Origin of the sequence: Pseudarthrobacter albicanus (genome assembly GCF_018224015.1) — a bacterium.
Taxonomy (GTDB): Bacteria; Actinomycetota; Actinomycetes; order Actinomycetales; family Micrococcaceae; genus Arthrobacter; species Arthrobacter albicanus.
This window is the reverse complement of record NZ_JAGPOT010000046.1, coordinates 59,128-67,215: the sequence shown is the minus strand read 5'-3', so window position 1 is coordinate 67,215 and position 8,088 is coordinate 59,128. Positions and strand designations below refer to the sequence as shown.

At 63.9% G+C, this 8,088-nt stretch carries 10 protein-coding genes and 1 pseudogene; 6 read left to right on the top strand and 5 right to left on the bottom strand.

Annotation, left to right across the window (positions count from 1 at the left end):
• Window positions 1–498: 498 nt before the first annotated feature.
• The 4 genes from J9611_RS11895 to J9611_RS21880 are packed head-to-tail and all read right to left on the bottom strand — an operon-like array spanning window position 499 to window position 1,840.
• The gene (locus J9611_RS11895) at window positions 499–909 is read right to left on the bottom strand and encodes an HAAS signaling domain-containing protein (protein WP_211880418.1); all 411 of its coding nucleotides are present in this window, start codon (window positions 907–909) and stop codon (window positions 499–501) included.
• Entirely contained in the window at window positions 906–1,256 is a 351-nt protein-coding gene (locus tag J9611_RS11890) for a PadR family transcriptional regulator (protein ID WP_211880416.1), read from the bottom strand. Before J9611_RS11890 ends, J9611_RS11895 begins: the two co-directional genes overlap by 4 nt.
• 54 nt (window positions 1,257–1,310) lie before the next feature.
• Window positions 1,311–1,520: a hypothetical protein gene (locus J9611_RS11885; protein WP_246527698.1), complete on the bottom strand. Its 210-nt coding sequence runs from the start codon at window positions 1,518–1,520 to the stop codon at window positions 1,311–1,313.
• 2 nt (window positions 1,521–1,522) lie between these two features.
• On the bottom strand, window positions 1,523–1,840 hold the full coding sequence (locus J9611_RS21880) for a hypothetical protein (RefSeq protein WP_246527697.1): 318 nt from the start codon (window positions 1,838–1,840) through the stop codon (window positions 1,523–1,525).
• 81 nt (window positions 1,841–1,921) lie between these two features.
• On the opposite strand from J9611_RS21880, the pseudogene J9611_RS22755 reads away from it, so the two are divergent.
• Window positions 1,922–2,683: pseudogene (locus J9611_RS22755) on the top strand (DUF3500 domain-containing protein).
• A 424-nt stretch (window positions 2,684–3,107) separates the two neighbouring features.
• Here J9611_RS22755 and J9611_RS11875 read toward each other — a convergent pair.
• Window positions 3,108–3,473, bottom strand: coding sequence for a VOC family protein (locus J9611_RS11875; protein ID WP_211880412.1), 366 nt, complete (start codon window positions 3,471–3,473; stop codon window positions 3,108–3,110).
• A 91-nt stretch (window positions 3,474–3,564) separates the two neighbouring features.
• Here J9611_RS11875 and J9611_RS11870 point away from each other — a divergent pair, with 91 nt between their 5' ends.
• The 5 genes from J9611_RS11870 (at window position 3,565) to J9611_RS22750 (ending at window position 7,748) form a co-directional block, all read left to right on the top strand.
• Window positions 3,565–4,515: a helix-turn-helix transcriptional regulator gene (locus J9611_RS11870; protein ID WP_211880410.1), complete on the top strand. Its 951-nt coding sequence runs from the start codon at window positions 3,565–3,567 to the stop codon at window positions 4,513–4,515.
• 150 nt (window positions 4,516–4,665) lie between these two features.
• Window positions 4,666–5,478, top strand: a complete 813-nt coding sequence (locus tag J9611_RS11865) for an SDR family NAD(P)-dependent oxidoreductase (protein ID WP_211880408.1) — start codon at window positions 4,666–4,668, stop codon at window positions 5,476–5,478.
• A gap of 508 nt (window positions 5,479–5,986) precedes the next feature.
• Window positions 5,987–6,193 (top strand): DUF8462 domain-containing protein, encoded by a 207-nt coding sequence (locus tag J9611_RS11860; RefSeq protein ID WP_211880406.1) that lies wholly within the window; start codon window positions 5,987–5,989, stop codon window positions 6,191–6,193.
• A gap of 589 nt (window positions 6,194–6,782) precedes the next feature.
• Window positions 6,783–7,166: a VOC family protein gene (locus J9611_RS11855; protein ID WP_211880404.1), complete on the top strand. Its 384-nt coding sequence runs from the start codon at window positions 6,783–6,785 to the stop codon at window positions 7,164–7,166.
• 150 nt (window positions 7,167–7,316) lie between these two features.
• Window positions 7,317–7,748, top strand: coding sequence for an alpha/beta fold hydrolase (locus tag J9611_RS22750; RefSeq protein ID WP_372447786.1), 432 nt, complete (start codon window positions 7,317–7,319; stop codon window positions 7,746–7,748).
• Window positions 7,749–8,088 lie beyond the last annotated feature (340 nt).

Genomic DNA, 8,088 nt, shown 5'->3' with positions numbered 1-8,088 from the left:
ACTCCACGCCGTCCTACTCGCCGTCAAATCACTGCCCGCCTCCGGCAAACCCCAGGAACTGCTCGACGCCGCCGGCATCTCCGCCCGCCACATCACCACCGCCGCCCGCAGCCTCCTACGAGCCTGAACCCACGCCAAGCCTTGGCCGTTGGTGGTAATGGCCTGAATTTGGGCTCTCCTGACTTGAATGTGGGTTCCGTTATTTCTGGTATGGGAGTTCGATTCTGACTGGTCCGCAGGCGAGCATGATCAAGGCCAGGGCCGCTTCGGGTGTGTGGAATCCGTAGGATCGCCGGGTCATGGTTTGGATCTTGTTGTTCAGTCTTATCTGGAACCGGTCTTGCGAAGACACCGGATGTGCTGGGATTTCTCGTCGGTGACATGTCCCTGACCGAGTTGTTGATCCTCAGGGCCGAGGCGGTTGGGCGGCCTGGCGTTCTTTGCCGAGGACGGCGGCGAGTCGGGTGCGTAGGGCGCATAGCCCTGGACCCTGGCGGTCTACTTCTGCCGGTTGAGATCCTCGGCTATCCGTTCGGGAAGCTGCCGCTGCAGCACATTGCTCCACGCGATCAGGGCGAATGTCACGAGGACTGTCGCCCCAAGATAGATCAATGTCCCGGGGAAGCCGAGGGATATGCCGAGGACCTGGCCAGTGAAGACCTTCACGCCGATCAGGACCATCAGCACGGCGGCAGCAAGGTAGCCGACCTTGGATCCGCGGGAAACCGTGTGCCCCTTCGGGAACCACTCTGCGTACTCCTTGGGGCTGCCGAAAGCATCCTCAGGACGCGCACCCGTCTCCTGCAGGTGGCTCTGGAGTTCCCGGAGCACATCGGCGACCTGGTTCTCGCTGAGCTTGCGCTGGCGGAGTCCCAGCGCCAGGGATTTAAGGTACTCCAAGGTGGTCATGCCGGGTATCCTTCCAACGTCAGTACAGCCGATACCCTTGCCGTGAAGTCCTGCCAGGCGCCGGAGGTCTCGCGCAGCCAGGTTTCCCCTTCGGGGGTGATGCTGTAGAACTTGCGGCCGGGGCCTCCGTTGCCTTCGCGCCATTCGGAGCGGAGTCGCCCTTCGGTCTCGAGCCGGTTGAGTACCGGGTAAACGGTGCCGCCGACGATGCCCGGGAGGCCCCGCGCATCCAGCTCCTGGACAAGCTGGTAGCCGTAAGTCTCGTTCCGGTTGCGTACCAGCTGCAGGATGCACGGTGCCAGGACAGCCCGGGTCCAGTCGCTGGGCCACTTCGGATCATCGCTCATGAGTAGAACTTAACACCGACTAGACTGTGTGGCAATCTATTCAAGGTGCCGCTTTCAGGCCACCTCTTTGCGCTGGTTGCGCCAGAACCCGATCCCCAGCGGCAGGAGGATCCACAGGACCAGCGACGTCAGCGCTGGTGCCGCCGGTGTTCCGTCGGTCAGCGAATTAATCAGGCTGGCCGTCTGCAGGAACGGGGCACTGCCGCCCGGAATGAGACCGATGAGGGTATCGAAGAGCAGGGTCTGCAAGATGATGAAGACCATCGTCAGCGGGGCGGACAGAAGCGCCGAAGAGATTCCGGCTCCGGACACGGAGCCAAGGACCGTCGCCCACAGCAGCAGCCATGTGGCTTTGCCGAGGTCTCCGGCTGCCCAGCCGAGCCCATGGCGGGCACGAGCAGCGCGGACAGCAGCAGCGACAGTGTAACGACGCCGAGGACGATCGCCAGGGAAACGATGAGGGTGCCGGCAATCTTTGCCACGAAGATCTTCCATCGGCGGGAGACCAGGGCGAAGAACGTCATGGTGTCCCGGCGCTGCCAGTCACCGGTCATACCCAGGATGCCGATGATGGGCGCCCCCAAGGCTGCCGGTTCTGAAGCGCACCCCCAAGGACGTCAGGGCTGCGGCTGCGGCCAGGTGTCCTTCCCCGTCGATTCCGAGCAATGGCAGAGCTGGGCAACCCGGAATTCATGCAGCACGACACCGGTCTGCGGCTGGAGAACGGGGATGACCAGACCAGAACACTCTACGGCGACCCGCCAGAGACCGAGCCGTGGGGCTGGCAGCTGTTCGGCCACCACCTGGCCATCAACTGCCTCGTCGCCGGTACCCGGATGGTCATGACCCCGGTGTTCTTCGGCGCCGAACCCAACTGCATCGACGAAGGACCCTACCAGGGCGCCGTCGTCTTCGAAGACAGGATCCGCCTGGGCCGGGAACTCATGCAGTCCCTGCCCGCACCCCTGCAGCAGAAAGCACAGACATTCCGGGAAATGGTCGACCCGGCCATGCCCGAAGGCCGTGTCCACCCAGGCGACGAACGCCACTTGGCCGCGCCTTCCAGGACAACCGCGTCATCCCTACGACGGGATCCGGGTCGGCGAAATGGATGAGAACTCCCGCGCCCTCGTCGATGCCATCGTGGAAGACTTCACCGCCTACCTCCCCGAGAGGCCCGCGGCCGCACGCCGGCGTGAAATCTCCGCCCGCTACAGGACACCTGGTTCTCCTGGATCGGAGGCTTCGGAGAGGGTGACGTCTTCTACTACCGCCTCCAGAGTCCCGTCGTCGTCCTTGAGCTGGACCATCACTGCGGTGTGTTCCTGAACAACGATGACCCGCAGCCCTTCCACATCGACACCGTCATGCGCACCCCCAACGGCAACGACTACGGGCGCACGCTCGTCCACCAGCACCGCCGATAGCCCGCGGACCAATGGAAACCGGCTTTCCGGTACAGCCCCGGCTGTACCGGAAAGGCGGTTTTTTCGGTTCCAGAACCCTGCCATGTGACAGCCGCAACAAAAGGTGTCCAGCTATGCGGGACAGCAGGCACCCAAGGGGCTTGCGCCGGACCTACTCTCGATGAAACAGACAACGCCGTCCCACGAAAGGCACTCCGGGCATTTTTGCAGGCGGCTCTATGGGAATCGGCTGGTCGCCGAAACACAGCGATCGCGATCCGGCATCCTTCGGCGGCACGTATCTCGTTGATGAAGGACCCCCAAACGGGATAAGCGTTCGCAACCGCGACTGCCACTGTCCAATCGTGAAACCCGGGCCGGTCGAGGATCCGGCCCCGGTTACACGCAGCAGCGTTTCTGAATGGAACCGGCCCCTGGGCGTCCGTCAGTCGACGGGGGAAACGCGGATGAGGTTTCCGTCAGGATCAGCGATCACGAAGGTTCGTCCGAAGACGTCTTCGTGCGGTTCTTCGACCACGGTGACCCCCTTGGCCGTCCATTTGGTGTAGCAGTCGTCCACGGCCGCCTTTGAACCCGACAGCATGAGACCCACCTCGCTGGTGCGGGGCGTCGCCGCCGTGACGGTGTCGCCGCGGCCAGACCACAGGGCGAAAAACACGCCCGGGGCGACCTCGAATGGGACGTAGCGGGGTGTGACGGCGACTGGCGCCATATCGAACAGGTCGCTGTAGAAGCGCGTGGCGCGCTCGACGTCTGTGACGTAGATGAGGAAGAGGTTCGGGGTAGTCATGGGGAAGCTCCTGCGTTGAGGTTTTCTGGCCGTAGCCAGCCTGACAGCAATACATGACACCCTATGTCCGGTATGGATCAATAATTATGAAATGAAGTCACAGCGCCTGCTCTCGATGATGTTGCTGCTCCAGACCCGTCACCGCATGACCGCTGCTGACTTGGCTGACGAGTTGGACGTATCGGTGCGGACGGTTCTGCGGGACGTGACCACCCTGGCCGACGCCGACGTGCCGGTGTTCGCCGAGCGCGGCCGCTACGGCGGCGTGGTTCTGCTGCCCGGGTCGCAACTTGACGTATCCAAATTCAGCCCGACTGAGATCGATGCCTTGAAACTGCTGGGTCTGGACCCCGGGCAGGCACGCCAGCTCGGCGTCGACGCACCGACGCGCACCGCCCACCGGAAGCTCGCGTTGCGCCGTCCAGGGGCCGGTCACTCCTTGTTGCCGTTGTCCGCGTTGGTCGTCGTGGATAACATGCCCTGGTTCAGCCCCGAGACCCACGGTGCCGGCGTCGCCGGCCTCGGCAGGGATCTGCAAACCGGCCGACGTTTGCGGATACTCTATCGGGGCAGCGCCGAGCGGGGCGCCTCATGGCGCACAGTTGACCCGTACGGTCTCCTTGCGAAGGCGGGCCGCTGGTACCTGGTGGCCGATATCAACGGCGCGCCGCGGCTGTATTCGCTGGAAAGGGTCCAGAGTTGGGAGGTCCTGTCAGATGGCCGATCCCTGCGCCAGGGTGAGTCGCTGGCCAGCGTGAGCCGGCACCTGAGCGCATCGGTTGAGAACCGCAACGGCATCACTGTCACCGCAACGCTGGCGGACGACAGGCTCGACCTCGCGCGGCGGATCCTGGGCTCCCGGCTCACCGGCAGTAAACCACTGGACGCTGGCCGGGTCGAGATCACCGTGGTCTACGACCAGGTGGAGGCCGTGCGTCAGCTGCTTCAATTCGGTGCCAACCTCCGTGTCACAAGGCCGCTCGAGGCGCAGGCCGTGATGCGGGACGTTGCCACCGCCACGGCAGGACTGTACCAAGGTTAAGCAGGGAGGCTGACGATCCAAACCGCCGCGGATCATCATCGCTTCTGGGCGTTCGTCAAGGGATAGGGTGCGTGCGCCGCTGGCCCAAGGCGCCAGCTCCCGCGTATCATGGCGATCGCGGGAACGGAAGGTAGGCGGGGGCCGCTGAGCATGACCAACGAACGCGAATGCAATGAAGCGCCGACGGGAAACGTTGCGCTCGTGACCGGTGCGAGCCGAGGCGTCGGCCGGGGCATCGCACTTGGCCTTCTGGCAGCGGGGTTTCGCGTTTACGGCTCGGGCCGCTCGATCGACCAGACGGACCTGCCTCGGGAGATACGGCGCCTGCGCTGCGACCATCTCAAAGACGAAGAGACCGCGCGCGTGTTTGAAGCGATCCGGTCCGAGTGCGGCGGCCTCGATCTCCTCGTCAATTGCGCCTGGGGCGGCTACGAGAAGATGTTCGAAGGCGGCGCGTTCACATGGCCTGCGCCGTTTTGGGATCAACCGCCGCATCGCTGGACCGGCATGATGGACGCCGGCGTGCGGGCGGCATTTGTGTGTTCGGCGCACGCGGCGCGCATGATGACGCCGCGGCACCGCGGCTTGATCATCAACATCAGCTTCTGGTCGGCGCAGCGTCACCTCGGCAACACGATCTACGGCATCGCAAAGGCGGCGACGGACAAGATGACGTCCGACATGGCCGTCGAGCTGAAACCGTTCGCTATCCCGGTAATCTCGCTCTACCCCGGTCTGGTTCGAACCGAGGCCGTCCTGGCAGCGGCGAAAAGTGGCACTTTCGATCTCTCGACCAGCGAAAGCCCTGAGTTCATCGGCCGCGTGATCAACGCGCTGTTCCACGATCCGAACCTGATGGCGCGGACCGGCCAGGTGCTTGTCGCCGCCGCGGTTGCGAAGGAGTTCGGCGTGCTGGACATCGACGGAAGTTCGCCGCCGGCGCTGACACTTGCGGACATCTAGGACGCTCGATGGGTTGCACCCCCGGACGGTTTCCTGGGCTTCCTCACCCGAAATATCATCAATCAGCGCATGGCGGCGAGCCAGGCGGTGGCGGTCAGTCCAGTTTGTCGAGGCAGCCGACAGCCTCCAGCCTGGCGAACACTGCATCCAAGCATTCGACGCCATTTTCGTGCAGCAAGCGTCCGGCCAACTCCTGTACCGCGGTGCGGCTCCTATACAGGCGGACCAGACTCACAAAGCCCATATCCACTCACAGCAATCCTTGGAAACTCCCAAGATACACAGGCACTCATAGGAGCACGGTCCATGGAGAATCCGATCCGCCCTTCGGCCGGAGCCGCCCGCCGCAAATTCTCGGACGCGCCGGGCTGTTGGATAAGTTCGATACGGGCTGCGTCTGGGAAGGCGCGCCATTGGAGGAAGAAGTCCAGCGTGCCAGCGAGGCAGCGCATCGACGCCACGCCCGCACCGTCATAGAAGCCGCCCTCGCCGCCGCCTCCCCAAGGACATGGACTTCCAGCACGCCGTGGCTCAGGATGACGGACACTCAACCGCCGGAGACATCGGACGCCGCCTCGGAGCCAAGACAAACCTGGTCGCAAACTACCGGTCAAGACTCGTGGCCGCCGGCCTCATCGAACCCACCGGCCATGGCAAGGTCGACTTCGCCATTCCAGGCCTCCGCCAACACCTCCGGGCACAAGCAAGAGCCTGAATCGGCCGGTTGCCGATGTCGGCCGCTGCCTGTTCCAACGTCAGCCCTGGCCCTGGAGCGTTTCCTTCAGGACGAAACCGAACTCGGGTTCCACTTTGGGCTGGATGGCTAAAGGCGTCAGGGTTTTCCAGTTCCGGGAGAATTTGTACTGGATCACCGGCCAGGTACATTCGGCGCGGAGAGTGCCCGCGGATCCAGATCCACACAACGGATCCGTCCGGTGTTATGTTGTCGATGACACCGCTTCCCGCTGGGCGGCCGGATTCGCGGACCCTCACTTGCTGTCCGGGGCTCAAGTTGGCCCGATGGACCGGCGGTTCGGCATCGTAGTCACTTGCGGCGTTCGCATCCATTCATCCATGTAATCAGGTGCGGGTGAACAGTCCGTGAACCTGGCCTGTGAAGCGCCTTAGTCTTGGCAACATCACGGACGACGTCGTCAAGGGCCGTTCAATCCTCGTCATCGGCCTCAGCTGGAACCGCCATTCTGAATAGAAAATCACATGGCTCAGCGTCGCCTGGAAAATTTCTTTCAACCCTGGGGTTGTGAGACCAGTCAATGCGCTGCCCATGCCGTAGGGTGACGGACATGGAACTTCGCCTCGAGGTCGTCCAGGTGCCCGTCTCGGACGTGGACCGGGCCAAAGCCTTCTACACGGACAAGGTCGGCTTCGTACTCGATCACGACGTCGAACACATCCCCGGAATGCGGGTGGTCCAGCTTACTCCGCCAGGCTCGTCCGCCTCGATCGTCATCGGAACCGGTATGCACAGCATGACCCCGGGCAGCCTCGAAGGCCTCCAACTCGTGGTGTCCGACATGGGTGTGGCCCGGAGCGAGTTGCTCCGCCGCGGAGCCCCCGTGAGTGAGGCCCATGACATGGGGGGCTTTGCCTTCGCCTATTTCAGTGATCCGGACGGCAACCGGTGGATCATCCAGGAAATCCCGCCCAAGGGACCGCGAGCCTCGTAACTGGAGTCCCATTCGGCGGATAGCCAGGCCTTCCCTGTCGCATATCGTTTGCTATGTGTTCCGGGACGGACTGCGAACTGGCCGGGCCGCCTGTATTTGCCGGGTTTGATGTGGTTGGCGCGCGGCCAGGTGTAGTCGCCGGTGAGGTTGATGTGTTCCCATCCCAGGGGTGAGAGGAACCGCAGGAGGCAGGAGTCCCATCTGCGGCGGCACCTGAGCTGCACCCGCACGGGCTCAGTGCGCAGTCGCACTCCGATTCTGACCAGCCCGGGCGGCCCTGGTCTGGCTTCCGTCGCGCCGTACGCGGCCCTGCGAAGCTGGGCAAAGCGTCACCGGGTGGACGTGATCATGATCGGGCACCGTGGCGTCGGGCTCTCGCGGCGGACAACCGCTGAGGTCGATCTGACTGCCGATGACATGTGGCTCCGGCCAGTGGTCGAGGACATCCGCGCCGTCCTGGGAGCAGAACAAGTGCCTCCGGCAGTCCTGTACGGCTCCTCGTACGGCACGTATGTTGCTCACGCGTTCGCTGTGGAGCACCCGAACGGGTTGCTGCCCTCGTGCCCGACTCGGCCATGCTGACCGCACACGATTACACCTTCGTCCGTGAGGTCCGGCCTTGGTCCAAGACCCTCGGCAGTGAAAGGACTGGCGGCGCCCCAGTAACGCCGGTGTAACGGTCGCCGGTGTATCACTGTGCCGATCACTACTACTCACTACTGCGGCAGGGGGACCGCGCCATACCCACCGTCTACAAAATCCACCCCGCGATCGGCGTCGCGCGGGTCGGCAACAGCCCGGCCGACGTCTACGCCGCCGGGCCGGGGCCGGGTGGTCCACCCCGTTCCGGCAGCGGCGCCGGGCCGCCCGGCAAGCCGCGGAACAGCTCCTCAACGACCGGCTACTCGACGCATCGGAAGAA